The sequence below is a fragment of the Streptomyces lomondensis genome, assembly GCF_014651035.1.
Taxonomy (GTDB): domain Bacteria; phylum Actinomycetota; class Actinomycetes; order Streptomycetales; family Streptomycetaceae; genus Streptomyces; species Streptomyces lomondensis.
Map to the genome: position 1 here is coordinate 1,063,306 of NZ_BMWC01000001.1, position 24,785 is coordinate 1,088,090.

Below are 24,785 nucleotides of genomic sequence, written 5' to 3' on the forward strand. Positions count from 1 at the left end.
CGGGCGGCGCGCGCCCGTACGGGTGGAACAGCGTGTGTGCGCGGCGGCGAACGGGGACCTGTGGGCGTGACCAAGTACCACCGCGAGAGGATTCTCGTGCGCATTCGATCCGCTCTGGCCGTAGCCGCCCTGACCGTCGCCGTCACCGCCACCGGTGCGGCCACCGCCGCCGCCGGCGACGACGACGGCCGGGACCACCGCGACGGCCGCCACGTGGCGTGCAGCCCGTACTTCGGTGAGCTCGAGGCCGAGACCGCCGAGAGGGAGTGGGGCGGCGCGGTCTGCCACAACGGTCCGTTCGACATCTGAGCAGGACGGTCCGACGCTCTCCGGAGCCGGCACCGGGCCCTCTCGCCCCGTGCGAGGGGGCCCGGCCCGCTCACGCCGACAGCGGGAACTCCTCGCCCAGCGCCTGGAACACCGCGTTGTTCAGCGCGTACGCCCGCTTGCACTCGGCCACGATCCGCTGCCGCTCCAGCTCGTCACCGGGCACCGTGTCCAGCAGCTCCCAGTAACTCCGTTTGAAGGCGGCCGGGTTGGGGATCTCCTCGAAGACGTAGAAGCGGACCCCGTCGCCCTTCTTCGGGAAACCCCACGTCTTCTCGGCCGTGTCGCGGATGATCTGCCCGCCGGAGAGGTCGCCGAGGTAGCGCGTGTAGTGGTGGGCGACGTAGCCGGCCGGCCAGGTGCGGGCGCACTCGGTGACCCGCTCCGCGTACTCCAGCGTCGCGGGCAGCGCGCTGATCCCCGACCGCCAGCCCGGGCCGCGCAGGTACTCCAGGTCTTGTTCCAGCGAGGCAATCCGGAACAGCTCCGGGCGGACGAAGGGCCCGGCCACCGGGTCCCCGGCCAGCCGCTCGGCGCCGGACTCCAGCGCCCCGTACACGAACCACAGCTGCTCCGTGTAGCGCGCGAACGCGTCGACCCCCAGTTTGTGCCCCAGCAGGTCGCTCATGAAGGTCGAGCCCCTGACCTCCTCGTGCTGCTCGCGGGAAGCGGTCCGGATGAGGGTCGAGAAGGATTCCATGAGGCCCACTTTCTATGGTTAGCCTTACCTAGGTCAATGCCTTGCCGACCGGTTGTCGGTAAACTTCCCGACGCCTTGTCGGAAAAAACCTGTGCGGATACGGGAACGGCCCGCCCTCCGAGGAGAGCGGGCCGTCCGGCGGTCTGCGGCGGGGCTACGGCAGCGTGAGGATCTCCGCGCCCGTGTCCGTCACCACCAGCGTGTGCTCGAACTGGGCCGTCCGCTTCCGGTCCTTCGTCACGACCGTCCAGCCGTCGTCCCACATGTCGTACTCGTGCGTCCCGAGCGTCAGCATCGGCTCGATCGTGAACGTCATGCCGGGCTGGATGACGGTCGTCGCGTGCGGGCTGTCGTAGTGGGGGATGATCAGGCCCGAGTGGAACGAGCTGTTGATGCCGTGGCCGGTGAAGTCCCGGACCACGCCGTAGCCGAAGCGCTTGGCGTACGACTCGATGACCCGGCCGATGATGTTGATCTGCCGGCCCGGCTTGACCGCCTTGATCGCCCGGTTGAGGGACTCCCGGGTCCGCTCCACCAGCAGGCGCGACTCCTCGTCGACGTCACCCACCAGGTAGGTGGCGTTGTTGTCGCCGTGCACCCCGCCGATGTACGCCGTCACGTCGAGGTTGACGATGTCGCCGTCGCGCAGCACCGTGGAGTCCGGGATGCCGTGGCAGATGACCTCGTTGATGCTGGAGCACAGCGACTTCGGGAAGCCGCGGTAGCCGAGCGTCGAGGGGTAGGCGCCGTGGTCGCACATGTACTCGTGCGCGACCTTGTCCAGCTCGTCCGTGGTCACCCCGGGCGCGATCAGCTTCGCGGCCTCCGCCATCGCCCGGGCGGCGATCCGGCCGGCGACGCGCATCGCCTCGATCGTCTCGGGCGTCTGCACCTCCGGCCCGGTGTACGGCGTCGGCGCGGGCTTGCCGACGTACTCGGGGCGGCGGATGTTTCCGGGCACGGAACGGGTGGGGGACAGCTCCCCCGGGACGAGCAGCGACTGGCCAGACATGCCAGCGAGTCTAACCAGCCGCCGTGGGGGAACATGTCGGTGGCGAGAGGAGCTGGTCATGGCCCTGTTCAAGAAGCGGACGGTCGGCAAGCCGGGCGAGTGGTACTACTGCCTGGAGCACAAGAAGGTCGAAGAGGGGCCGGAGTGCCCGGGCAAGGACCGCTTCGGCCCGTACGCGAGCCGCCCGGAGGCCGAGCACGCGATGGAGACCGCCCGCGAACGCAACCTCCAGTGGGAGAACGACCCCAGGTGGCACGACGCCCCGGCGGGCGGCCGCGAGGAGCACTGACGTACCGCGACGCCCGGGGCCGACGCCGCCCCGGGCGTTCGTCGCGTCCGCGCTCAGCGGTGCGGGCGTCGACGGCGGTGCGGGCGTCGGCGGCGGTGCCGGTGACTGGGTCGTCGACCATGGCTGGCGGCCGGGCCCCGGGTGCGGTCGCCGGGCGGGTTCCCGCCGGGCCCTGGGCGCGGTCGCCGCGAGGGCTCCCGCGCGGGTTCCTGCCGGGCCCTCGGTTGTCGTGCGGTTTCCTGTCTGGTCCCGGGTGTGGCCGGTGTCGGGGGCGGGGTGGTTGATCATGGCCGGCGGCCCGGCTCCGGGCGCGGTTGTCGCGCGGGTTCCCGTCTGGTCCCGGGTGTGGCCGGGGTCGACGACGGGGTGGTCGATCACGGTCGGCGGCCCGGGCCCGGGCATGGTTGTCTCGCGGGCTCCCGCCCGGCCCCGGGCGCGGTCGCCGTGAGGGGTCCCGCCGCGGGCTACCACCGTGCCGGCGGCGGTGCCGTCAGGTGTTCCGCCAGTCTCGACACCCGGTCCCGGAAGCGGCGTCGGCCCCGCGGCGGGGCCGGGAGGGCGTTCTCGCCGGCCGCCGCGCTGACCAGGTGCTGGACGGTGTCCAGGTCCAGCTCCGAGCCGTCGGGGACGGCCAGGGCCTCGTGGGCCATCGCGGGCAGCTCGCCCTGGCCGGGGCCCAGCGCCAGGACCGTCGCCCCGGCCCGACGGGCGCCGGACACCCTTTCGAGGAGGGGCGCGCAAGGGGGATCGGGGCTCACCACCAGGAGTGTCTCGCCGCGCCGGGCCGCCTCCAGCCGGCCGAGGCCCACCGCCAGGTGCGCCGGATCCGAGGGGCGCGCGTCATGCCGTACCAGCGTCGGGGCCAGCTCCGGCGTGCCCGACCACGCGGCCTCGTCCACCAGGTGCGCCGCCAGATGCCACGGCTCGTACTGCGGCGTGCCGACGAGCAGCAGCCCGCCCCCGTGCGACACCACCGACCCCCGCAGAGCCCCGGCGAACCGCCGGGTGGCCCCCAGCCACTCCGTCCCGGCGAGCACTTCCCGCAGCAGCGCGACCCGTACGGCATCCATGGGACCGCATCCTGCCCGAACCGGTCACTCGTGACGTGGAGTTCACTCCGCATTCGCCCGGCCTGGGTAGGCGGACCGGTCACCCATTCCGTCGTCGAACGACCGGAGGAGCCCGCCGATGACCGAGACCAGCGTCCCCTTCCGCGCCGGCCGGGAGGGATACGCCAGCTTCCGTATCCCCGCCGTCGTCGCCACCGCCACCGGCACCCTGCTCGCCTTCTGCGAGGGCCGGGTCGGCTCCCGGGACGACTTCGGGAACATCGACATCGTGCTGAAGCGCTCCACGGACGGCGGCCGCACCTGGGGCCCGCTCCAGGTCGCCGCGCGCAACGGCGACGCCCTCGCCGGCAACCCGGCGCCCGTCGTCCTCGACACCGGCCGCGTCCTGCTCGTGCACGTGCGCAACGCGGCCCTCGCCACCGAGGACGCCATCCGGCGCGGCAAGGTGGCCGCGGCGGACGGACGCCGCGTCTGGGTGCAGCACAGCGACGACGAGGGCCTCACCTGGTCCGCGCCGAAGGAGATCACCCAGGAGACCAAGAAGCCCCAGTGGCGCTGGTACGCCACCACCCCCGGCCACGCGATCCAGCTGAGCACCGGCCGGGTCGTCGTCCCCGCCAACCACTCCCTGCCGCCCACCGGCACCGACAACGGCACGGAGGGCAGGTACAACGGCGGCCACTGCCTGCTCAGCGACGACGGCGGCGCGACCTGGCGCATCGGCTACGTCGACGACAACACCGACGGCTACATCAACGCCAACGAGACCACCGCCGCCGAACTCCCCGACGGCCGCGTCTACTTCAACACCCGCAACGACTCCCCGTCACCCGGCACCCGCGCCGACGCCCACTCGGCCGACGGCGGACAAACCCTGGTGAAGCCCTTCCGCCCGCAGGCCGGTCTGACCGCCCCTGTGTGCCAGGCCGCCGTCCTCCAGCTCCGCGACCCCGACCTGCTCCTGTACTCCGGCCCCGCCGACCCCGGCTTCCGCGCCCTGATGACGATCCGTGTCTCCACCGACGGCGGCACCACCTGGCGCCCGGCGTACACGGTGGACGGCCTGCCCGCCGCGTACTCGGACCTGGTCCGCGTCGACGCCGGCACCGTGGGGCTGCTGTACGAGACCGGCGACTTCAGCGCCTACGAGACGATCACCTTCCGGCGGGTGCCGGTGGCAGAGCTGACCTGAGCCATGGGGGGCGGCGGCGCGGTCGTAGAGTCGGGGCCATGACCTCTACCGACAGTGCTGCCACCGACCCTGCCCAGAAGGCCCCCGCCAAGGACCCCTGGGACCTGCCCGACGTCTCCGGACTCGTCGTCGGGGTGCTCGGCGGGACCGGGCCGCAGGGCAAGGGCCTCGCCTACCGGCTCGCCAAGGCCGGCCAGAAGGTGATCATCGGCTCGCGGGCGGCCGACCGCGCCCGGGCCGCCGCGGAGGAACTCGGCCACGGCGTCGAGGGCGCCGACAACGCCGAGACCGCGCGCCGCAGCGACATCGTGATCGTCGCCGTGCCGTGGGACGGCCACGGCAAGACCCTGGAGTCCCTGCGCGAGGAGCTGGCCGGCAAGCTCGTCGTCGACTGCGTCAACCCGCTCGGCTTCGACAAGAAGGGCGCCTACGCGCTCAAGCCCGAAGAGGGCAGCGCCGCCGAGCAGGCCGCCGCGCTGCTGCCCGACTCCCGGGTCACGGCCGCCTTCCACCACCTGTCGGCCGTGCTGCTCCAGGACCCGGAGATCGACGAGATCGACACCGACGTGATGGTGCTGGGCGAGGTCCGCGCCGACGTGGAGATCGTGCAGGCCCTCGCCGGGCGCATCCCCGGCATGCGCGGCATCTTCGCCGGGCGGCTGCGCAACGCCCACCAGGTGGAGTCGCTGGTGGCGAACCTGATCTCCGTGAACCGCCGGTACAAGGCGCACGCGGGGCTCCGCGTCACCGACGTGTGAGCCGGTGAGGTCCATGGGGGACACTGGACGGCACCAGCAGTGCCCGCAGTGTCCCCCGACAGGAGTCGACCGAGATGCCCCTCTTGCTCCCACCCGACCCGGCCCGGCGACTTGCCCTCTACGCCCTGATCGTCTGCGTCCTCTCCGTGGCCGCGGCCGTGGTCTCCTTCACGCGGGGCAGCTTCCTGGGGATCGTGTGGGTGCTGCTGGCGGGCCTGTCGTCCAACATGTGCTGGTACTACGTCAAGCGTGCCAAGCAGCAGAAGTCCGTCACGGGCTGACCGAGCAGAACTCGTTGCTGCCCTGCCAGAAGCGGTACAGCTCCTGACCGCAGTACGTCTCCAGGTCGGTGATCCCGAGCGACTTCAGGATCGAGTCGATCACGTCGAAGAACACGCCGTTCACCGCCGGCAGCCACAGCAGCGCGAACACGAACAGCAGGCCGAACGGCGCGAACGGCTCCACCTGGCGCCGGATGCTGTACGGCAGCCACGGCTCGATCACGCCGTAGCCGTCCAGGCCGGGAACGGGCAGGAAGTTCAGCAGCGCCGCCGTCACCTGGAGCAGGGCGAGGAAGGCCAGCGCGAAGCGGAAGTCGGTCGGCACGCCGTCCAGCGCGTCCAGCCAGAACGGGGCCGTGCACACCACCGCGAACAGCACGTTCGTCAGCGGGCCCGCGGCCGAGATCAGGCTGTGCTTCCAGCGCCCCCGGATCCGCCCGTGCTCGATGAACACGGCACCGCCGGGCAGCCCGATCCCGCCCATGATCACGAAGATCACCGGCAGCACGATGCTGAGCAGCGCGTGCGTGTACTTCAGCGGGTTCAGGGTCAGGTAGCCCTTCGCGCCGACCGAGATGTCGCCGCTGTGCAGGGCGGTGCGCGCGTGCGCGTACTCGTGCAGGCACAGCGAGACGATCCACGCCGCCGTCACGAAGAGGAACACGGCGACCCCGGGCTGCTCGGCGAACCCGGTCCAGGTCGCCCATCCCGTGACCGCCGTCACGGCCAGGATCCCGACGAAGACGGGACTGATCCGCCGCTCGCTGTGGCGGCTGGTGGCGGTGGTCATGGGACTCCCTGCACTCTCGAACACGCGATGGGACGGCCCGACCGTACCGGTCGCAGGGGAAAACGTCTCGCGTGGGGCGGCCGGTTCCGGGGAGGGTGGGTGCATGGGGCTCTGGCATGTGATCTACGTGGACTGGCAGATGGAGTGCTGCGGCACGCCGTTCTCGGTGGGGGACGAGGTGAGCTGGCCCCTGCTGCTGGAGGACGCGGACCGGGTGTTCGGCGGCGGCTGGCACGACCAGCTCAGCGAGGTCTGCGGGCCGGTGGAGGACGTGGACGGCGTCCGGGTCGTGCGCGAGGGGACCGGCCTGCCGGTCGCCCTGGGCGTGGACCCCGACGACGAGGAGGACCGGCGGCCGAAGCCGGGGGACCGGAGCCGGTCGGTCGGGCTGCTGTCCGTCGAGCGGCACGGCGCGCGGTGGCCCGAGGCCCGGGGACGGGTGCGGGCCGTGCAGGTGCTGAGCCAGGCCTACGCCGAGAGCGGGCCCGGCTCGCGCACCTGGATGCCGGTGGCGGGGGAGCGGCGGTTGCGGCTGGTGGACCGGTGTCCCAAGTGGTTCGCCGAGGGTGAGGCGGAACAGGGGCGGCAGTGGAAGGAGTCCGGGGTGGTCGTGACCCTGGAGGTGCCGGACACGGACTCCCGGCTCTCGCACGCCCTCCGCGAGGCCCGGGGCATCCCCCACCAGGGCGCGCGGCCCGGCGCGGAGACGGAGGGCCTGCCGGCGGCGGAACTGGCGGCCCTGCTGGAGAGGCTGAGCACGGTGGCGACCCCGCCGAAGGGCCCGGGCCGACCGGCACGCCGACATGGCTGAACACCGTGACGGCGGTCGCGAGGGCCGGGGAACATGCCCGGCCGACGGCACCTCTCCGCGCCGCAGCGCCCTCCGCGCGGGTCCGTCGATGCCCGCCGCGTCCGCGTGGGTCTGTCAACGCCGCCGCGTCCGTACGGGCTTGTCGTTGCCCGCCGGGTCCGTGCGGGCTTGTCGTTGCCCGGTGCGTCCGCGTGGGTCCGTTGATGTGCGCCGCGTCCGTGCGGGTCTGTCAACGCCGCCGGGTCCGTGCGGGCTTGTCGTTGCCCGGTGCGTCCGCGTGGGTCCGTTGATGTGCGCCGCGTCCGTGCGGGTCTGGCGGTGGCCCGGGTTGCTCGCCGGCACGGGCGCCCGGGCCGCCCTGGTCGCGCTCGTCGACCAGCCCGGCATCGGGCCGGAGGCGGTCCAACGCCGCCGGGTCCGTGCGGGCTCGTCGTTGCCCGCCGCGTTCGTATGGCTCGTCGCCGCCCGGCGCGTCCGCGCGGGCCCGTTGATGTGCGCCGCGTCCCCGCGGGTCCGTCTACGCCGCCGCGTCCCTACGAGCCCGTTAACCCGCCGCGTCCGCGCCGGCCCGTCACCACCCGCCGCGTCCGCACGGGCCCTTCAACGCCGCCGCGTCCGTACGGGCCCCTCAACGCCGCCGCATCCGTACGGGCCCGTCTACGCCGCCGCATCCGTACGGGCCCGTCAACGCCGCCGCGTCCGCGCGGCCCCGTCACCGCCCGCCGCGCCGTCCAACCGTCGTGACCGCCCTCCTGCCACCGGAGAGAATGAACCCCGTGCGCTACCGCATCCTCGGCACCACGCAGGCGATCCGCACCGACGGCACGGTCGTTCCGGTCGGTGGGGCGCGGCTGCGCGCGCTGTTGACCGTGCTCGCCCTGCGGGCGGGGCGCGCCGTGCCCGTGGGGCTGCTCGTCGACGAGGTGTGGGACGGCGATCCGCCCGCCGACGCGCCGGGAGCGCTCCAGGCGCTGGTCGGGCGGTTGCGGCGGGCGCTGGGGGCGGACGCGGTCGCCTCCGCCGAGGGCGGGTACCGGCTCACCGCCGAGCCCGACGACATCGACCTGCACCGGTTCGAGCGGCTGGCCGGCGAGGGGCTGCGGGCCCTGGCCGACGGCGACCCCGCCAAGGCGGCCGTGGTTCTCGGCGACGCCCTCGCCCTGTGGCGCGGCCCGGCCCTCGCCGACCTGCCCGACCGTGCCGCCGAGGCGGCCCGCTGGGACACCCGCCGCGTGGACGCGCTGCGGGCCCGCCACAGCGCCGCCCTCGCCCTCGGCCAGGCCGAGCAGTCCCTGCCCGAGCTGACCGCCCTGTGCGACAGCCACCCCCTGGACGAACCCCTCCAGGCGCTGCGCCTGCGGGCCCTGCGCGACGCGGGCCGCACGGCCGAGGCACTCGCCGCCTTCGAGGACGTACGACGCCTCCTCGCCGACCGGCTGGGCACCGACCCGGGCCCCGAACTGCGCGCGCTGCACGCGGAGTTGCTGACGGGGCCGGGCGATGGCGGTCCCCGACCCGTGGCCGGCGCGGAGCCACCCGTGAAGGCTCCGGCCGCTCCCGCTCCCGCTCCCGCCCCCGGCAACCTGCGCGCCCGCCTCACCTCCTTCATCGGCCGGGAGGCCGACATCGAGACCATCCGGGCGGATCTCGCCGCGGCCCGCCTGGTCACCCTGCTCGGCCCCGGCGGCGCCGGGAAGACCCGCCTGTCGCAGGAGGCCGCCGAGACCGTGCGGCACGCCATGCCCGGCGGGGTGTGGCTGGCCGAACTCGCCCCGGTCGACGACCCCGCCGCCGTACCGGAGGCCGTGCTCACCGCCGTCGGCGCCCGCGAGACCGTGCTGTACGGCGCCGGCGCGGAGGGCATCCGGGCCGCCGTCGCCGACCGGCTCGACGACCCCGTCGAGCGCCTGGCCGAGCACTGCTCCCGCCCCGGCATGCTGCTGATCCTCGACAACTGCGAGCACGTCGCCGACGCCGCCGCCCGGCTCGCCGAGGAACTGCTGGCGCGCTGCCCCGGCCTGACCGTCCTCGCCACCAGCCGTGAACCCCTCGGCGTGCCGGGGGAGTTGCTGCGCCCGGTGGAGCCGCTGCCCGAGCCGGTCGCGCTGCGGCTGCTCGCCGACCGGGGCGCGGCGGCCCGGCCCGGCTTCCGGATCGACGACGATCCCGAGGCGTGCGCCGAGATCTGCCGCCGCCTCGACGGCCTGCCCCTGGCCATCGAACTCGCCGCCGCCCGGCTGCGGATGCTCACGCCCCGCCAGATCGCCGACCGGCTCGACGACCGCTTCCGCCTCCTCACCTCCGGCAGCCGCACGGTCCTGCCCCGCCAGCAGACCCTCCGCGCCGTCGTCGACTGGTCCTGGGATTTGCTCGACGAGGACGAACGGGACGTCCTGCGGCGGCTGTCGGTGTTCGCCGGCGGCTGCGACCTGCCCGCCGCCGAGGCGGTGTGCGGGCCGGTCGCGCTGGAGGCACTCGGCTCGCTCGTCGACCGCTCCCTGGTCGTGGCCGCGCCGCCCGGCGAGGCAGCCGGCGGCGAGATGCGCTACCGGCTGCTGGAGACCGTCGCCGAGTACGCCGCCGAACGGCTGGACGAGGCCGGGCAGCGGGCCGAGGCCGAGCGCGCCCACCTGACGTACTACCGCGAACTCGCCCGCACCACCGACCCGCTGCTGCGCGGCCCCGGCCAGCTCGCCGCCATCCACCGGCTGGAGCGGGAGTACGAGAACATCCGCACCGCCCTGCGGCACGCCGTCGCCCTGCGCGACGAGCAGGAGGCGCTGTGCCTGGCGCTGTCCCTGGTCTGGTACTGGCAGATGCGAGACCTGCGCATCGAGGCCCGCAACTGGTGCCGCGAGGTCATGGCCCTCGGCCCCGACCCCTTCACCGAGCCCGTCCGCCCCGCCGCCCCGGTGTGGCAGCGCTGCATCGACGCCCCGCCGCCGATGACCGGCGAGGTCCTGTGGGAGGCCCGGCGCGGCATCCATCTGGCGCATCTGGCATGCATGGACACGGAACTGGAGGCCTGGCAGAACCCCCGGTCCCAGCAGAAGCTGCGCACGATCTCCCGGACCTACGAGCCGGGCCTGCCGCAGAACTGCCGCCTCCCCGGCCTGCTCTGGTTCTTCGCCGTGATGCTCACCGGCGACATGGACCGGCTGCGCGTCATCATGGACGCCTCCATACGCACCTGCCGGCAGACTCCCGGCTTCGCATGGGAGCTGGCCTCGGGCCTCCATATGCGGGCCAACTTCCTCGCCAACCGCGCCGACTGGGCCGGCGACGCCGCCCAGGACGCCGACGAGTCGCTGGAGATCTACCGGCGCCTCGGCGACTCCTGGGGCACCGCCGAGGCCCTCTCCGCCCGTGCCGAGGCCCACGAACGCAAGGGCGACCACGCCCTGGCCGCCGCCGGCTACGAGGAGGCCATCGCGCACGCCGAACAGGTCGGCGCCCGGGCCCAGTCGGCCGTCCTCGCCGCCCGGCTGGGCAGCGCCCTGCTGGAGGCGGGCGAGGGCGAGCGCGGCGAACGGCTGCTGCGCGAGGTGATCGCCCGCCGCGAGGAATCGCACAGCGGGGCCATGCCCGCCGCCCGCCTGTTCCTGGCCGGCTGGCTCGGCATGACGGGCCGCACCGGCGAGGCGCGCGAGCAGATCCGGCGGCTGCGCCAGGACTTCCGTATCGCCCACTTCATCGTCTTCGACGCGCACATCCTCGGCGTGGAGGCCTGGCTGGACGGCGCCGAGGAACGGCACGAGGAGTGCCTGGAGCGGATCCGCAAGGCGCTGGAGCGGGCCGCCGACCCGCTGTCCGAGGCCATCGCGCCCCAGATGCGCTCGGGGTACCTGATCGTCGGCGCCGGGGCCCTGGCCGCCCTGGACGGCGGGCAGCGCGCCGCGGACGCGGCCCGCTGCCTCGGCGCCGTCGACGCCCTGCTGCCGCCCGGCCACGTCGCCGCCCGGCTGGAGCGCGAGGCGCGCGAGCGGGCGGAGCGGCGGGCCCGGGCGGTGCTCGGCGACACGGCGTACGAGACCGCGTACGCGGAAGGCGGCGGCCTCTCCCTCGACGAGGCCGCCGCCCTGCTCTGACCCGGACCGTGCCGCCGGATCAGCTCTTCGTGCGGAACTTGTGGATCGCGACGGGCGCCATCACCGCCGTGATCGCCACCGACCAGCCGAGCGTCACCCACAGGTCGTGCGCGACCGGCCCGCCCACCATCAGACCGCGCGCGGCGTCCGCGAGCGTGGACAGCGGGTTGTAGTCGGTGAAGGCCTGGAGCCAGCCCGGCATCGACGTCGTCGGCGCGAAGATCGACGAGCCGAACTGGAGCGGGAACAGCACCAGGAAGCCCATCGCCTGCACGGACTGCGCGTTCTTCAGGATCACGCCCAGGGTGAGGAACACCCACATGATCGACGAGGCGAACGCCGTGGACAGTGCCACGGTGGCGAACAGTCCCGGCCAGTCGGTGATCTCGAACCCGACGGCGACGGCGACGATCATCAGCACGGCCGTCGCGAACAGCATCCGCAGCAGCTCCACCGAGATCTTCGCGAAGAGCACCGAACCGCGCCCGATCGGCAGGGACCGGAAGCGGTCCATGACACCGGAGTTGAAGTCCTGGCTGAAGCCCGTGCCGACGCCCTGGGACAGGGTCATGCTCATCATGGCGATCATGCCGGGGATCACGTACTGCACGTACTGGTCCTGCCCGCCGCCCAGCGCCTGCCCGATCGAGCCGCCGAACACGAACACGAACAGCAGGGTGAAGATGACCGGCATCAGCAGCGCGTCGGCCATCGACTCCGGGTCCTGCCGGATCCACAGCAGGTTGCGGCGCACGAGGGCACCGGTGTGCCGCAGATGCCCGCGCAGGGTGATGCGGGCGTCGTCGCCGGCGGCGGGTGTGGAAAGGGTGGCGGCACTCATACGGAGACTTCCTCGCGGTCCTCGGTGGGCACGGTGTCCTGCGGCGCACTGGCGCGGTGGCCGGTGAGGGACAGGAACACCTCGTCCAGGCTGGGCAGTTCGGTGGTGACGGCGGCGAGCGTGATGCCGCGGGACGTGACGGCGCCCACCACGGCGGTCAGCTGCTCGTCGCTCAGGATCGGTACCAGGAGCGTGCCGGTGTCGCCGTCCACGGTGGTGCTCGCGAGCCCGGTGATGCCCAGGTCGTCGAGATGCCCGGCGAGCGGCCGCAGCTGCGCGGCGTCGGCCGGCCGGATCCGCAGCGTCCGTCCGCCGACCCTGGCCTTGAGCTCCTCGATGCCGCCGCCCGCGACGACCCGGCCCTTGTCCACGACGGTCAGCTCGGAGGCGAGCTGCTCGGCCTCCTCCATGTACTGCGTGGTCAGCAGCACGGTCACGCCGTCGCCGACCATGCGCTTGACCTCGTCCCACACCTCGTTGCGGGTGCGGGGGTCGAGGCCGGTGGTCGGCTCGTCGAGGAAGAGGACGGCGGGCCGCCCGATCATCGAGGCGGCCAGGTCGAGCCGCCGGCGCATACCGCCGGAGTAGGTGCTCGCGGGCCGCTTCGCGGCCTCCGTCAGCGAGAACCGCTCCAGCAGCTCGTCGGCACGCGCGCGTGCCTCCTTGCGGGGCAGGTCGAGCAGGCGCCCGATCATGTACAGGTTCTCCCAGCCGGGCAGCTTCTCGTCGACCGAGGCGTACTGCCCGGTGAGCCCTATCACCCGCCGCAGCTGCCGGGGCTGCCGTACGACGTCGTACCCGGCCACCGTCGCCTGCCCCGAGTCGGGCGCCAGCAGGGTGGACAGGATCCGCACCAGGGTGGTCTTCCCGGCCCCGTTCGGCCCGAGCACGCCCATCACGGTGCCCTCGCGCACCTCCAGGTCGACCCCGTCCAGTGCCTTGGTCTCCCCGTAGTGCTTCACCAGCCCCCGCACGGTGACAGCGGCGCCGCCGGTTCGTGTGTCGATTCGCGTCATGGGACAGACGCTCTCAGGCCCCACCGACAATCCACCGACAGATCACCGACAGCCGGTGTCGGCGGTCCCGGCAAGGGGACGGCCCGCCGACGGGGGAAGATCGGCGGGCCGTCACTGTGGTGCGGGAGATGGCCTAGTGCACGGAGTGCTCCTCCTGCGGGAACGTTCCGCCGACGACGTCCTCGGCGAACGCCTTCACGGCGTTCCCCATGACCTCACGCAGGTTCGCGTACTGCTTCACGAACTTCGGCACGCGCCCACCGGTCAGCCCGAGCATGTCGGTCCACACCAGCACCTGCGCGTCCGTCTCGGGCCCGGCACCGATCCCGACGGTCGGGATGTGCAGCACCCGCGTCACCTCGGCCGCCAGCTCCGCCGGAACCAGCTCCAGCACCACCGCGAACGCGCCCGCGTCCTGCACGGCCTTGGCGTCCCGCAGCAACTGCTGGGCCGCCTCCTCGCCCCGGCCCTGCACGCGGTAGCCCATCGCGTTGACGGACTGCGGGGTCAGGCCGATGTGCGCCATGACCGGGATGCCGGACTCGACGAGCAGCCGGATCTGCTCGTGCGACCGCTCGCCCCCCTCCAGCTTCACGGCCTGCACGCCCGCCTCCTTCACCAGCCGGGTCGCCGAGCGCAGCGCCTGCACCGGACCCTCCTGGTAGGAGCCGAAGGGCAGGTCGCCGACGATCAGGGCGCGCGAGGTGCCCCGTACGACGGCCGCCGACAGCATGGTCATCTCGTCGAGGGTGACGGGCACGGTCGTCTCGTACCCCAGGTGGCAGTTGCCCGCCGAGTCGCCGACGAGCATGACCGGGATCCCGGCCTCGTCGAAGACGGACGCGGTCATCGCGTCGTACGCGGTGAGCATGGGCCACTTCTCGCCGCGCTCCTTGGCGGCGGCGATGTCGCGCACGGTGATGCGGCGGGTGCCCTTGCCCCCGTACAGCGTCTTGCCCCCGTCGGAGGGCTTCCGCTGAGCAGTCTGGGCAGCCTGAAGCTGCGTCATTGCACGGCTCCTCACGTCATCTCGAGGCGCCCTGACGGCGTCCCCGGACCACGTCCATGGTGGCACCTCGTGCCATGCAGGGCTAGGGCAGCCCCGGTGAGTTCCGGTGGGTGGCTTGAAGCAGTCCCCGGGTAAGGGCTCAGTAAGAGGGTTTCGATACGAGACGGTCTCGTATCGGAATCCGCCTATGCTCGGCGGCATGACTTCTCCTGCCGACGGCGCCGCCCCCACCGGCCGCCGCACACCGGAAGCGGTGCACCGGCGCCGCTGGGCGATCCTCGGCGTGCTGATGCTCAGCCTGCTGATCGTCGTTCTCGACAACTCGATCCTGAACGTCGCCATCAAGACGATCTCCACGCCCGCCCCGACCGGCCTGGGAGCCACGCAGAGCCAGCTGGAGTGGGCGATCAACGCCTACACCCTGGTCTTCGCCGGCCTGCTGTTCACCGCCGGGCTGCTCGGCGACCGGCTGGGCCGCAAGAAGGTGCTGCTCGGCGGTCTCGTCGTGTTCGGCATCGGCTCCGCGTTCGCCGCGTTCTCCGGCTCCCCGGGCGAGCTGATCGCCTTCCGTGCCGTGATGGGCCTGGGCGCCGCGTTCGTCATGCCGGCCACCCTCGCCGTCCTGATGAACGTCTTCGAGCGCGAGGAGCAGCCCAAGGCCATCGGCATCTGGGCCGGCGGCGTCGGCCTCGCCATCGCCATCGGCCCGATCACCGGCGGGGTGCTGCTGGACCACTTCTGGTGGGGCTCGGTCTTCCTCATCAACGTGCCGATCGTGCTGCTCGCCCTCGCGCTGATGCTCTGGCTGGTGCCCGACTCCCGCGACCCGGCCCCCGGGCGCATCGACCCCGTCGGCGTCCTGCTGTCGGTCGTCGGCCTGGTGCTGCTCGTCTACGGCATCATCAAGGGCGGCCAGCTCGCCGACTTCACCGACGCCACCGTGCTGTCGACGATCGGCGCCGGACTCGCCGTCCTCGTCGCCTTCGCCGTGTTCGAGAAGCGCAGCGACCACCCCTCCATCGACGTCACGTACTTCAGGAACAAGGTCTTCTCGGCCGCCGTCGCCGCCATCGCGCTGGTCTTCTTCGCGCTGATGGGCGTGACCTTCTTCTCCGTCTTCTACACGCAGAGCGTGCGCGGCTACTCGCCGCTCCAGACCGGACTGCTGATGCTGCCGCTGGCCGCCGCCCAGATGATCTTCGCGCCGCGCGCCCGGCTGCTGGTCGACCGCTTCGGCAACAAGGCGACCACGACCGCCGGAATGCTGGTCATCGCCGCGATGCTGGCCGCCTTCGCCACGCTGGACGCCGACACGCCCATCTGGATCCTGGAAGTGATCTTCTTCCTCATGGGCGCCGGCATGGCGCACATCATGACCCCGGTCAGCGTCGTCATCATGCAGGCCCTGCCCCGCGAGAAGGCCGGCTCGGCCTCCGCGCTCAGCAACACCTTCCGGCAGGTCGGCGGCGCCCTCGGCATCGCCGTCCTCGGCTCGGTGCTGTCCACCGCGTACCGCACGGGCATCGAGGACAAGCTCGGCGCGCTGCCGCCGGCCGTCCGGCACACCGCGGGGGAGTCCATCGAGGCCACCCTCGGTGTCGCGGCGCAGCTGGGCCCGCAGGGCAGGGCCCTGGTCACCCCGGCCTACGACGCGTTCCTGCACGCGATGCACGTCACCGCCCTGTGGGGCGCGGGCGTCGCCCTGGTCGGCACCGTCGTCGTGGCGCTGTTCCTGCCCGGGAAGCAGCCGGCGCCCCGGCACGGGGAGGAGGAGAAGGAGCTGTCGGACGCGCGGTCGTGAACCCTGCGCGAGAAGCAGTCTCACCCGGTCACGAAGGGACGCAAACCCGTGAGCCTCGCCGAACGGCACCCCCGGCCCGACGGCCCCCCGAGGGGCCGCCCCAGAAGCGAGGCCGCCGAGCACGCCATCATCGAGGGCGTGATGAAGCTCCTGGAGGAGGGCGTGCCGCTCGCGGAGCTGTCCATCGAGCGCGTCGCCCGCACCGCCGGCGTCGGCAAGGCCACCATCTACCGCCGCTGGAGCGGCAAGGAGGAGCTCTTCATCGACGTCCTGCGCGCCGCCGAACCCCCCGACCCCCCGCTCCCCGGCACCTCCCTGCGCGACGACCTCGTGGTCCTGCTGGAACAGGTGCGCCGGCGCGGCCTGGCCAGCCGCTCGTCGGCGATCCTGCACAACGTGCACGCCCAGATGAAGAGCAGCCCGAAGATCTGGGCGGCCTACCACAACACCGTCATCGCCCCGCGCCGCCGGCGCGGTCTGGAGGTCCTGCGCCGCGGCCAGGAGAACGGCGAACTGCGCACGGACGTCGACATCGAACTCCTGAACGACATGTTCGTCGGCCCGCTGCTCGTCCGGGCGGTGCTGCACCCCGACGCCGACCTGCCCGACGACCTCGCCGAGCAGGTCGTCGACACGCTGCTGGAAGGACTGCGCCCCGGCGGCTGATCGCCCTTCAGTTCGGTATCTCACCGGCCCTAGTGTGCGCGTTTCGTCACAGAGCGCGCTTTCCCCGGCCGTGATCGGAACTCATCGCGGGGACTCGAACGTCATCGCCCCCGTACGGCCGTCGAGGGACGGCGGGAACGGAACGGATCATCCCCTAGGGTCGTAGACACGGGGGCGATGGTGTGCACGGCAGGCAGTGAGGCGACGGTATGGCGCAGCAGGCGTACATGACGGAGACGGACAACGGCGGCTCGGGGCCCGAGCACCGGGGAACCCGGCTTCGGCGCCTGTTCGACCGGCTGGTGGGCCCCTGGCGGGGCGACCCGCGGATCTGGCGGCGAGGGCTGTTCGTGGCCGCGTGCGCGGTGCTGCTGGCCGTCATCATGCTGCTGCACTCGCGCATCCCGAACACGGTCGGCAACCTGGGCAGTCTCATCGAGACGTTCCTGCCCTGGCTGGGGCTCCTCGTCCCGGTGCTGCTCCTGCTCGCCGTGGTCCGCAAGTCGGCGACCGCGCTGATCGCGGTGGTGCTGCCGGCGCTGGTCTGGCTGAACCTCTTCGGCGGCCAGCTCACCGACAAGACCGCCGCCGGCGGCGACCTCACCGTGGCCACGCACAACGTCAACGCCGACAACCCCGACCCGGCCGGCACCGCCCGTGACGTGGCCGCCTCCGGCGCGGACGTGCTCGCTCTGGAGGAGCTGACGGAGAGCGCCGTGCCGACGTACGAGAAGGCGCTGGCGTCGACGTACCGCTACCACTCGGTGCAGGGCACGGTCGGGGTGTGGAGCAAGTACCCGCTGACCGACGTGCGGGCCGTCGACATCGACCTGGGCTGGACCCGCGCGATGCGCGCCACCGTGACCGCCCCGGCCGGCCAGGTCGCGGTCTACGTCGCCCATCTGCCGTCGGTGCGCGTGAAGATGGAGGCCGGGTTCACGGCCCGGCAGCGCGACCGGAGCGCCGACTACCTGGGCGAGGCCATCGCCCACGAGCCGCTCAGGAACGTCGTGCTGCTCGGCGACCTGAACGGCACCATGAACGACCGCGCGCTCAACGCCGTCACCTCCCAGATGCGCTCCACGCAGGGCGCGGTCGGCAACGGCTTCGGGTTCAGCTGGCCGGCGTCGTTCCCGATGGCGCGCATCGACCAGATCATGGTCAGGGGCCTGGAGCCGGAGAGCTCCTGGACCCTCCCGCAGACCGGCAGCGACCATCTGCCCGTCGCGGCCCGTGTGAAGGTCGCCACAAGCGGATTCTGAAAGCCGCAGGTCAGGGCAGTTCGGCCAGGATCCGGCCACTGCGGGTTCACCTCGCGGAATAGTGCGCCTGCGAGACTTTGTTCCGTACTTGAACATACGACGTACGGATCTTCCCTCGCCGGCCGCGGCCGGCGGGACCACACGCAAGTCTCGAAAGGCTCCCTCATGCCCCTGGCTCTGCTCGCCCTCGCCGTGGGCGCCTTCGGCATCGGTACCACCGAGTTCGTGATGATGGGCCTGCTGCCCGACGTCGCGGACGACCTGCACATCTCGATACCCGCCGCCGGCCATCTGGTGTCGGCGTACGCGCTGGGCGTCGTCATCGGCGCCCCGCTGCTGGCCGCGGTCACGGCCAAGATGTCCCGGCGCACGGTCCTGATCAGCCTGATGGGACTGTTCGTCGTGGGCAACGCCCTGTCGGCCCTCGCGCCCGACAACGGCTGGCTGCTGGCCGCCCGCTTCCTGAGCGGTCTGCCGCACGGCGCCTTCTTCGGCGTGGGCGCCGTCGTCGCGACGAACATGGTCGCCCCCGAACGCAAGGCGCGCTCGGTCTCCCTGATGTTCCTCGGCCTGACGGTCGCGAACGTCGCGGGCGTGCCGGTCGCGACCCTCATGGGCCAGCACCTCGGCTGGCGGGCGACCTTCCTCGGCGTCAGCGCCATCGGCCTGGTGGCGATCGCCGCGCTCGCGTTCCTGATCCCGCACGACCACGAGCACGCCACCGCCAAGGGCCTGCGCGGCGAACTCGCCGCCCTGCGCTCCGTCCCGGTCTGGCTCTCGCTCGGCACGACGGTCGCGGGCTTCGGCGCCCTCTTCGCGGCCTACAGCTACATCACGCCGATGCTCACGGACGCCGCCGGCTATGCCGGTGCCAGCGTCACCCTGCTGCTGGCCCTGTTCGGCGTCGGCGCCACCGCCGGCAACCTGCTGGGCGGCCGCCTGGCCGACCACTCCCTGCGCGGCACGCTGTTCGGCGGCCTGACCTCCCTCGTGGCGGTCCTGGCGCTCTTCCCGCTGCTGATGCGCTCGGAGATCACCGCCGCCGTGGCCGTGGTCCTGCTCGGCATGGCGGCCTTCGCCACCGGTTCCCCGCTCCAGCTGATGGTCATGGAGAAGGCCTCCTCGGCCCCGTCCCTGGCCTCCTCGGCCAACCAGGCCGCGTTCAACCTGGCCAACGCCGGCGGCGCCTGGATCGGCGGCCTCGCCCTGGCCGCGGGCTTCGGCGTCACCTCCCCGGCCCTGGCCGGCGCGGCCCTGGCCGTCCTCGGCCTGGGCGTGGCGTCGCTGGCCGCCGTGGTGGACCGGCGCCGGGCCCCGGTCGCCGGGCGCGAGCGGGTCGTGGCGAGCCATGTCCCGCAGGAGGCGGAAGCGGTGCACCGCTGACCAACGGCGCCGTGACTGGCGGCAGTCCGCGGGGATGCTCCTGCGGGCTGCCGCTTCGTCTGTCGGGGAGGTCTAGGGTCTGTCGTTTGGATCAGGTCGCAGGGAAGCGACGGTGCTGTTCGGCGCCGGTGAGCGGGGTCATGGGGGTACCTCCCTGCTCGAGCGCAGCCGAGAGCTTGGGGGAGCGTGCAGCTGCAAGGCGGAGGAGGGAGTCGACGCGGAGCGTCGGGGACCGACGACAACGCGGCAGATGCGCGTGCCAGACCCTGCGTCTGCGGCCTGATCCAAACGACAGGCCCTAGCGGGGGCTCGGGCGCCGCGCCGCCACCACCGCCGAACTGGTGGGCGTGGTGAGGACTTCGGTGGCGTCGAGGTCCGGGTGCGTCAGGTAGAACAGGCGCAGCTCGTCCACCTCGCCCTCGAACCGGGGCGGCCACTCGGGCGACGGGGTGAAGTCGTCCAGGAGCAGGATCCCACCGGGAGTGAGCAGGTCGACGACCCGCTCGGGGTCGTCCCGCTTGCCTCCGCCGTCGCAGAAGAAGACGTCGAACGGGGCGTGCCGCTCCAGCAGCCGCCAGTCCCCGGTGAGCACGCCGACCCGGCTGTCGTCGGCGAAAACACCGGCCGCCCGCCGGGCCAGCCCCTCGTCACGCTCCACGGTGACCAGACGCGCACCGGCCCCCAGACCGCTGTGCAGCCAGGCGGTTCCGACCCCCGCCCCGGTGCCGCTCTCGGCGACGACCCCGCCGGGCTTCGAGGCGGCGGCCGTCGCGAGCAGCCTGCCCACCGCGCGGATGCAGCTCTTTGCGAACCCCGCCTCGGCGGCGAGCCGCTCCGCGGCCTCGACGCGGGACGGGACGGCACGCTCTGCCATGATCAGGACCCCCTTCACGGTGAGCCCGACGCTACCTGACCCGCTGCCGCCGCACCGACCGGTTCCCCGGCTTCTCCCGCACGCCCCTCCGCCGCACACCGTGGAGGTAAGGAATCGAGAAGCCGGATCCCGGGACCGCGGCTAGCGTCGCAGTCATGACCTCCATCGCATCCGTCACCCTCGAGGTGGCCGACCCCACCGCCGCCGAACGCTTCTACACCACCGCCTTCGGCCTGGGCAGACAGGTGCGCCTGCGGGCCTCTCAGGCGCCGACGACCGGCTTCCGCGGGTTCACCCTGTCGCTCGTGGTGTCCCAGCCGGCCGATGCCGACGCCTTCGCCGAGGCTGCCGTGGCCGCCGGCGCCGTGACGCTGAAGCCTCCCAGCAAGTCGCTCTGGGGCTACGGCGGCGTCGTCCAGGCCCCGGACGGGACGATCTGGCAGCTCGTGTCGTCGTCGAAGAAGAACACCGGCCCGGCCGTCCGGGAGTTCGACGAGATCGTGCTCCTGCTCGGCGTCGAGGACGTGAAGGCCAGCAAGCAGTTCTACGTCGAGCACGGCCTGGCCGTGGCGAAGAGCTTCGGCGGCAAGTACGTCGAGTTCACCACCTCGGGCGCCGTCAAGCTGGCGCTCTACAAGCGCCGCGGCCTGGCCAAGCTCGTCGGCGTCTCCCCCGACGGCACCGGCTCGCACCGGCTCACGATCGACGGCGACGCCGGGCCGTTCACCGACCCGGACGGGTTCACCTGGACGGCCGCGTCGGAGACGGCGTCGCCGTGACCGCCGCCGGGGGCGCCCGCGGGAGCCGTCAGAGCGACTCCCGCCACGCGTTCGTGATGGGCAGCCGCCGGTCCTTGCCGAACCCCTTCACCGAGATCTTCGTGCCCGGCGGGTACTGCCGCCGCTTGTACTCGGCCGTGTCGACCATGCGCAGGGTCTTCATGACCAGGTCGCGGTCGTAGCCGGCCGCCACGATCTCGTCCGCGCCCCGGTCGCGGTCGACGTAGAGGTCCAGGATCGCGTCCAGCACCGGGTAGTCGGGCAGCGAGTCCGTGTCGACCTGGCCCGGGCGGAGCTCCGCGCTCGGGGGCTTGGTGATGGAGTTCTCGGGGATCGGCGGGGTCTGGCCGCGCTCCCGGGCGGCCCGGTTGCGCCACTCGGCCAGGCGGAAGATCGACGTCTTGTACACGTCCTTGATGGGGCCGTACGCGCCCACCGAGTCGCCGTAGAGCGTCGAGTAGCCGACCGCCAGCTCCGACTTGTTGCCGGGCGCCAGGACGATGTGGCCCTCCTGGTTGGAGATCGCCATCAGCAGCGTCCCCCTGAGCCGCGACTGGAGGTTCTCCTCCGCCAGGCCCGTCAGGCCGAGCGAGCCCATGTACGCGTCGAACATCGGCTCGATCGCGACCGTGCGGTAGTTCAGGCCCGTGCGCCGGGCCAGTTCCGCCGCGTCGTCCTTGGAGTGGTCCGAGGAGTACTTCGACGGCATCGACACGCCGTACACGTTCTGCGCGCCCACCGCGTCGCACGCGATCGCCGCGACCAGCGAGGAGTCGATACCGCCCGACAGGCCGATCAGGACGGACTTGAAGCCGTTCTTCGCGACGTACGCCCGCAGGCCCACGACCAGCGCCGAGTAGACCTCCTCGTCGTCGTCCAGGCGGTCCGCGTAGCCGCCCGCGAGCTCGGGCTCGTAAGGAGCGACCGGCTCCTCCGACAACACCACGCGGTCGATGCGCAGGCCGTCGTCCACCAGGCCCGTCGGCGCGTCCGCCGACGCCGCCGGCAGGTCCAGGTCCAGGACCACGCAGCCCTCGGCGAACTGCGGCGCCCGCGCCACGACCTCGCCGTCCCTGTCGACCACGATCGAGTCGCCGTCGAAGACCAGCTCGTCCTGGCCGCCGATCATCGCGAGGTACGCCGTGGTGCAGCCGGCCTCCTGGGCCCGCTTGCGGACCAGCTCCAGGCGCGTGTCGTCCTTGTTGCGCTCGTAGGGGGAGGCGTTGATCGAGACCAGCAGGCCCGCCTGCGCCGAACGGGCGGCGGGGACGCGGCCGCCGTCCTGCCAGAGGTCCTCGCAGATGGCGAGGGCGACGTCCACGCCGTGGACGCGCAGGACCGGCATGCTGTCGCCGGGTACGAAGTAGCGGAACTCGTCGAAGACGCCGTAGTTCGGCAGGTGGTGCTTGGCGAAGTTCAGGACCACCTCGCCGCCGTACAGCACCGCCCCCGCGTTCTGCGGCGCGCCGGCCGGCTGGCCGTACTTCGGCTGGGCGGTCTCGCAGCGGTCGAGATAGCCGACGATCACCGGCAGCTCACCGAAGCCCTCGTCGGCCAGGCGGGCGGCGAGACTCCTGAGCGCCGCCCGGGAGGCCTCCACGAAGGACGACCTGAGGGCCAGGTCCTCGACGGGATACCCGGTCAGCACCATCTCCGGGAACGCCACGAGATGCGCTCCCTGCTCGGCGGAGTGCCGGGTCCAGCGGACGATCGACTCGGCGTTCCCGGCGAGGTCGCCGACGCTCGAGTCGATCTGGTTCAGGGCGAGACGTAGTTGAGGCACGGGCCCAGTGTAATCGTCAGAGCGACGCAATGGGGTGGTGTGGGTCACCCCACACCACCCCGCTCCCCTTGCGGTGGTCAGCCGACGGACGTCAGCGGCGCCGGTACGACTCGACGTAGCCGTTCGCGGGCGTGCCCACGCCGGTGACGTCGTCGTAGCCCTTGACGGCCTTCAGCGAGCTGTCCTTGCCGAGGCTGCGCACGGACGTGGCGAGACCGCCCGTGGCGTCGTAGCCGTTCACGAAGTCGACGCGGGCCACGGCGAGGCCGGAGCCCGTCGGGTTGTCGGTGACGTCGTGGTAGACCTTCGAGCCGGACTTCGCGTAGATCGCCGGGTTGGCGAAGCCGATCGGCGTGCCGCCGCGGGCCTCCTGGGCCAGCGCCTGGATGGCCGCGATGGTCGGCGCGGCGAGCGAGGTGCCGCCGATGCGGTACTCGCTGTACGCCTGCGACTTGCCGTCGGGCAGGGTCTGGGTCTGGCCGACCAGGAAGCCGGTGTTCGGGTCGGCGATCGCCGCGATGTCCGGGACGACCCGGTTGCCGTCCGCGCTGTTGGCCTTCGCCAGGGACTCCGGCACGACACCCTCCTGGTAGGAGGGCTCGGCGACGATCTTGCTGGTGCCGCCGCCCGCGCCCGAGGTGAAGGCACCGGGGAAGTCCGTCCAGCTCCTGCCGTCGGCCGACAGGTTCGCCTTCTCGGTGCCCCAGCCGGTCTCCCACAGGTACGTGTCGTCCTTGCCGACGGCCAGCGAGGTGCCGCCGACCGCGGTGACCCACGCCGAGTTGGCCGGGGAGTCGACCTGCTTCGTCCCGGAGCTGGCGACCTCGTCGCCGTCGTCGCCGGAGGAGAAGTAGAAGCCGATGCCCTCGACCGCGCCCAGCTGGAAGACCTGGTCGTAGGCGGCCGCGATGTCGGGGGTCTCGGCGGCCTCCACCTCGCCCCAGGAGTTGGAGACGATGTCCGCCAGGTGGCTGTCGACGACCTTGCCGAGCGCGTCGAGCAGATCGTTGTCCATGCAGGAGGCGGCGCCCACGTAGGTGACGCCCGCGGCGGGCGCGACCGCGTGCACGGCCTCGACGTCGAGGGTCTCCTCGCCGTACCAGCCGGCCGCCGAGCAGTCCTTGGTGTTCGTGTACTTCTCGGGCAGCACCTGGTGCAGTTGGCCGGACTTCCACGCCGCGTCGCCGTTCCGCTTGGCGTAGGTGGCGGCGTCGTAGGCGATCGTCGGCGAGGCGTAGGCGTCCGTGATGGCGACCCGGACGCCCTTGCCGGTGCGGGTGCCCGCGCCGTAGGCGGCCCGCAGTTGCCTGCCCGTGTAGCCCTTGACCGCGTACGGGATCTTCGTGCCGTACGCGTCGGGCAGCGTGGTCGCGGTCTTCGAGCCGTAGTACGAGGAGAACGGCCCGGCGTTGCGGAACACGGTGTCAGGCGGGGGCAGTTGGTCGTCGTGCGTGGCCATGTGGGGCGCGTTGTCCAGGCCGGTCACGGTGAGTACGGCGTCGGCCAGGCTCGCCGGCACGGAGGCGGTGCTCGCCGGGGCGCGGTAGGTCTTCGAGCCCTTGGTGAAGTTGTGCAGCTGGGTGCCGAACGCCTTCTCGGCGGCGGCCACGTCACCGGTGACGGAGACGTAGTGCCGCGTGACACCCGTGACCTTCAGACCGGCGGACGTCAGCCAGGCCTTCACGGCCGCCACCTGGGCCTCGGTCGCGCCGAAGCGGGCCTGGGCCTGCCGGGCGGTCAGGTACTTGCCATAGGAGGCCGACTTCGGGTCGGAGACGGCCTTCGCGTACGCGGCGAGGCCGGCGGCGTCCCTGCCGGCGAGGTAGACCCGGGCCGAGACCTGGGCGCCGTCGGAGGCGGCGCCCTGGTCCGCCCTGGCCGTGGCCCACGCGGGCCTGGTCCCGGCCAGCAGGTCACGGAGCGGGTGGTCGGCGGCGTGCGCCGCGGGTATGCCGAGCGCCAGCGCACCGGCGAGCATCGGCAGCGTCGCCGCCACACTCAGCCCGGCGCGCGCCTTGGCGCGGTTGGATCTCATGGAACCCCCTGTGCGGTT

General features: G+C 72.7%; 22 protein-coding genes. 12 read left to right on the forward strand and 10 right to left on the reverse strand.

Going from position 1 to position 24,785, the window contains the following annotated elements:
• Positions 1–66: 66 nt before the first annotated feature.
• On the forward strand, positions 67–309 hold the full coding sequence (locus IE255_RS04570) for a hypothetical protein (RefSeq protein ID WP_190048779.1): 243 nt from the start codon (positions 67–69) through the stop codon (positions 307–309).
• Between the two features lie 70 nt (positions 310–379).
• On the opposite strand, the gene IE255_RS04575 is transcribed toward IE255_RS04570, so the two are convergent.
• Together IE255_RS04575 and map are read right to left on the reverse strand one after the other, a co-directional pair.
• On the reverse strand, positions 380–1,027 hold the full coding sequence (locus IE255_RS04575; RefSeq protein ID WP_190048780.1) for a biliverdin-producing heme oxygenase: 648 nt from the start codon (positions 1,025–1,027) through the stop codon (positions 380–382).
• A 154-nt stretch (positions 1,028–1,181) separates the two neighbouring features.
• Positions 1,182–2,039: a type I methionyl aminopeptidase gene (map, locus tag IE255_RS04580; RefSeq protein ID WP_190048781.1), complete on the reverse strand. Its 858-nt coding sequence runs from the start codon at positions 2,037–2,039 to the stop codon at positions 1,182–1,184.
• A 58-nt stretch (positions 2,040–2,097) separates the two neighbouring features.
• Here map and IE255_RS04585 point away from each other — a divergent pair, with 58 nt between their 5' ends.
• A complete protein-coding gene (locus IE255_RS04585; RefSeq protein WP_190048782.1) occupies positions 2,098–2,328 on the forward strand; it encodes a hypothetical protein in 231 nt (76 codons plus the stop codon).
• 464 nt (positions 2,329–2,792) lie between these two features.
• Here the strand turns inward: IE255_RS04585 and IE255_RS04590 are convergent, their stop codons facing one another.
• A complete protein-coding gene (locus IE255_RS04590; protein WP_190048783.1) occupies positions 2,793–3,398 on the reverse strand; it encodes a hypothetical protein in 606 nt (201 codons plus the stop codon).
• 118 nt (positions 3,399–3,516) lie between these two features.
• Between IE255_RS04590 and IE255_RS04595 the strand changes: the two genes are divergently transcribed.
• From IE255_RS04595 to IE255_RS04605, 3 genes are all read left to right on the forward strand, one after another.
• The gene (locus tag IE255_RS04595) at positions 3,517–4,590 is read left to right on the forward strand and encodes a sialidase family protein (RefSeq protein WP_190048784.1); all 1,074 of its coding nucleotides are present in this window, start codon (positions 3,517–3,519) and stop codon (positions 4,588–4,590) included.
• A 38-nt stretch (positions 4,591–4,628) separates the two neighbouring features.
• Positions 4,629–5,348 carry an NADPH-dependent F420 reductase gene (npdG, locus tag IE255_RS04600; protein WP_190048785.1) on the forward strand — a complete coding sequence of 240 codons (720 nt, stop codon included), beginning with the start codon at positions 4,629–4,631 and terminating at the stop codon, positions 5,346–5,348.
• A 74-nt stretch (positions 5,349–5,422) separates the two neighbouring features.
• The gene (locus tag IE255_RS04605; protein ID WP_190048786.1) at positions 5,423–5,629 is read left to right on the forward strand and encodes a hypothetical protein; all 207 of its coding nucleotides are present in this window, start codon (positions 5,423–5,425) and stop codon (positions 5,627–5,629) included.
• Here IE255_RS04605 and IE255_RS04610 read toward each other — a convergent pair.
• The gene (locus IE255_RS04610; protein WP_190048787.1) at positions 5,619–6,419 is read right to left on the reverse strand and encodes a site-2 protease family protein; all 801 of its coding nucleotides are present in this window, start codon (positions 6,417–6,419) and stop codon (positions 5,619–5,621) included. The genes IE255_RS04605 and IE255_RS04610 overlap by 11 nt on opposite strands.
• Before the next feature lie 103 nt (positions 6,420–6,522).
• On the opposite strand from IE255_RS04610, the gene IE255_RS04615 reads away from it, so the two are divergent.
• Both IE255_RS04615 and IE255_RS04620 read left to right on the forward strand, forming a co-directional pair.
• Positions 6,523–7,230, forward strand: a complete 708-nt coding sequence (locus IE255_RS04615; protein ID WP_190048788.1) for a DUF6578 domain-containing protein — start codon at positions 6,523–6,525, stop codon at positions 7,228–7,230.
• 767 nt (positions 7,231–7,997) lie between these two features.
• Positions 7,998–11,318, forward strand: coding sequence for an AfsR/SARP family transcriptional regulator (locus tag IE255_RS04620; RefSeq protein WP_190048789.1), 3,321 nt, complete (start codon positions 7,998–8,000; stop codon positions 11,316–11,318).
• A gap of 19 nt (positions 11,319–11,337) precedes the next feature.
• Here the strand turns inward: IE255_RS04620 and IE255_RS04625 are convergent, their stop codons facing one another.
• From IE255_RS04625 to panB, 3 genes are all read right to left on the reverse strand, one after another.
• On the reverse strand, positions 11,338–12,159 hold the full coding sequence (locus IE255_RS04625; protein ID WP_190048790.1) for an ABC transporter permease: 822 nt from the start codon (positions 12,157–12,159) through the stop codon (positions 11,338–11,340).
• The gene (locus IE255_RS04630) at positions 12,156–13,175 is read right to left on the reverse strand and encodes an ATP-binding cassette domain-containing protein (RefSeq protein WP_190048791.1); all 1,020 of its coding nucleotides are present in this window, start codon (positions 13,173–13,175) and stop codon (positions 12,156–12,158) included. The genes IE255_RS04625 and IE255_RS04630 overlap by 4 nt, the downstream gene beginning before the upstream one ends.
• Positions 13,176–13,308: 133 nt before the next feature.
• Positions 13,309–14,184 carry a 3-methyl-2-oxobutanoate hydroxymethyltransferase gene (gene panB / locus IE255_RS04635; protein ID WP_190048792.1) on the reverse strand — a complete coding sequence of 292 codons (876 nt, stop codon included), beginning with the start codon at positions 14,182–14,184 and terminating at the stop codon, positions 13,309–13,311.
• A 199-nt stretch (positions 14,185–14,383) separates the two neighbouring features.
• Here panB and IE255_RS04640 point away from each other — a divergent pair, with 199 nt between their 5' ends.
• The 4 genes from IE255_RS04640 (at position 14,384) to IE255_RS04655 (ending at position 19,296) form a co-directional block, all read left to right on the forward strand.
• Entirely contained in the window at positions 14,384–15,985 is a 1,602-nt protein-coding gene (locus IE255_RS04640; protein ID WP_190048793.1) for an MFS transporter, read from the forward strand.
• A gap of 48 nt (positions 15,986–16,033) precedes the next feature.
• Positions 16,034–16,651 carry a TetR/AcrR family transcriptional regulator gene (locus IE255_RS04645; RefSeq protein WP_190048794.1) on the forward strand — a complete coding sequence of 206 codons (618 nt, stop codon included), beginning with the start codon at positions 16,034–16,036 and terminating at the stop codon, positions 16,649–16,651.
• 209 nt (positions 16,652–16,860) lie between these two features.
• Positions 16,861–17,913: an endonuclease/exonuclease/phosphatase family protein gene (locus tag IE255_RS04650; protein WP_190048795.1), complete on the forward strand. Its 1,053-nt coding sequence runs from the start codon at positions 16,861–16,863 to the stop codon at positions 17,911–17,913.
• Positions 17,914–18,078: 165 nt separating this feature from the next.
• On the forward strand, positions 18,079–19,296 hold the full coding sequence (locus IE255_RS04655; protein WP_190048796.1) for an MFS transporter: 1,218 nt from the start codon (positions 18,079–18,081) through the stop codon (positions 19,294–19,296).
• Positions 19,297–19,594: 298 nt separating this feature from the next.
• Here the strand turns inward: IE255_RS04655 and IE255_RS04660 are convergent, their stop codons facing one another.
• On the reverse strand, positions 19,595–20,176 hold the full coding sequence (locus IE255_RS04660; protein ID WP_229906312.1) for an O-methyltransferase: 582 nt from the start codon (positions 20,174–20,176) through the stop codon (positions 19,595–19,597).
• A 149-nt stretch (positions 20,177–20,325) separates the two neighbouring features.
• On the opposite strand from IE255_RS04660, the gene IE255_RS04665 reads away from it, so the two are divergent.
• Complete coding sequence (locus IE255_RS04665; protein ID WP_190048798.1) at positions 20,326–20,949, forward strand: VOC family protein; 624 nt, start codon at positions 20,326–20,328, stop codon at positions 20,947–20,949.
• A gap of 28 nt (positions 20,950–20,977) precedes the next feature.
• On the opposite strand, the gene IE255_RS04670 is transcribed toward IE255_RS04665, so the two are convergent.
• Positions 20,978–22,732, reverse strand: coding sequence for an NAD+ synthase (locus IE255_RS04670; RefSeq protein ID WP_190048799.1), 1,755 nt, complete (start codon positions 22,730–22,732; stop codon positions 20,978–20,980).
• Positions 22,733–22,823: 91 nt separating this feature from the next.
• Positions 22,824–24,767 carry a S53 family peptidase gene (locus IE255_RS04675; protein WP_190048800.1) on the reverse strand — a complete coding sequence of 648 codons (1,944 nt, stop codon included), beginning with the start codon at positions 24,765–24,767 and terminating at the stop codon, positions 22,824–22,826.
• Positions 24,768–24,785 lie beyond the last annotated feature (18 nt).